The following is a 1,127-nucleotide window of genomic DNA, read 5'->3' on the forward strand; positions in this document are numbered from 1 at the left end:
TTTATAAATTGATTATCTTTTAATATTTTAATTGCATCATCGTATCTAGTAATTAACCAAGCAGTTTTCTCACTAGGGAGTGAAAAGCGAAATACAGGATTATTTACTCTAAGACTTTCATAAAATAAATAAGCATCTTTCTTAAACTCCGATGAAAATAAGTCAATTTGTAATCCCTCTTGATAGGATAACGATTTAAATGACATCTTTAAAACTCCCTTCATTTTTTTAATGCATCACTACCGTTTATATAGGGCCTTTAATCTAATATATATGTAATAAAATAATTATAATTTCTCCCTTTTTATTTCTATATATTTGCTAGATTTTTTCTTTGATTCTAGATTTAAAAGAAGTAACGAAGGTATAAAAGATGTTACTAAAAGTACAGAAATCCATTTTTTCATCACGTTTAACCCCTTGTATACGAATATGTAATTTTTTATTTATAAAAGAAACCACTTATATACATTAGATGATTATAAGCAGTTTCTTTTTATATGTTTTTGATAATTAATTTCTAACGGTATATATTACTTAATATCTAACTTACGAATGAATTTTAATTATATCCCTCTAAAATAAACAATTTCTTCTAAAGGTGCTCTACTAGTTTTATATTGATTCTGTTCATGCTCAGAATCCCCATATCCAATAGCAATTCCTAACATTATTTTAAGATGGCTTGGAATATCTAAAATTTCTCTCAATTTATCTGGATATGTTACAAAAGTATAAGAAGGAGCTGAATCTAATCCATGCGCTTGTGCAGCTAACATTAAGCTTTGTGATAATTGTCCTATGTCTAATACTGACCATTCAGATAGAGAAGCGTCCATACATAAAAATGCTACAACTGGCGCACCAAAAAAGTTAAAATTATTTTCTATATGCTTTTGTCTAGCCTGTGTATCGTCCCGATCAATACCCATATTTTCAAATTTCTCAATAGCCATTTGTTTCATACGATCATCTAATTTTTGAGGCCAATGTTGTGGTCTAGGAATATCTGAATTAATGGGAACTCCATTTTTAAATGCTGTTAAATAAGCTTTTCTTAACTCTTTTAGATTATCGCCCCCTGCAACAAAAATTTCCCAAGGTTGCGAATTGGCCCAAGAAGGCGA

At 29.2% G+C, this 1,127-nt stretch carries 1 protein-coding gene and 1 pseudogene; both read right to left on the minus strand.

All coding sequences use genetic code 11. The features are described from left to right. Window positions 1–206: pseudogene (locus tag KVT37_RS31595) on the minus strand (cytochrome P450); the annotation flags it as partial. Between the two features lie 360 nt (window positions 207–566). Continuing rightward, the coding region (locus tag KVT37_RS31600; RefSeq protein WP_217578930.1) for a nitroreductase at window positions 567–1,127 on the minus strand (561 nt) is incomplete at its 5' end.

Source organism: Mesorhizobium sp. GbtcB19 (assembly GCF_019091085.1).
Lineage (GTDB): Bacteria > Pseudomonadota > Alphaproteobacteria > Rhizobiales > Rhizobiaceae > Mesorhizobium.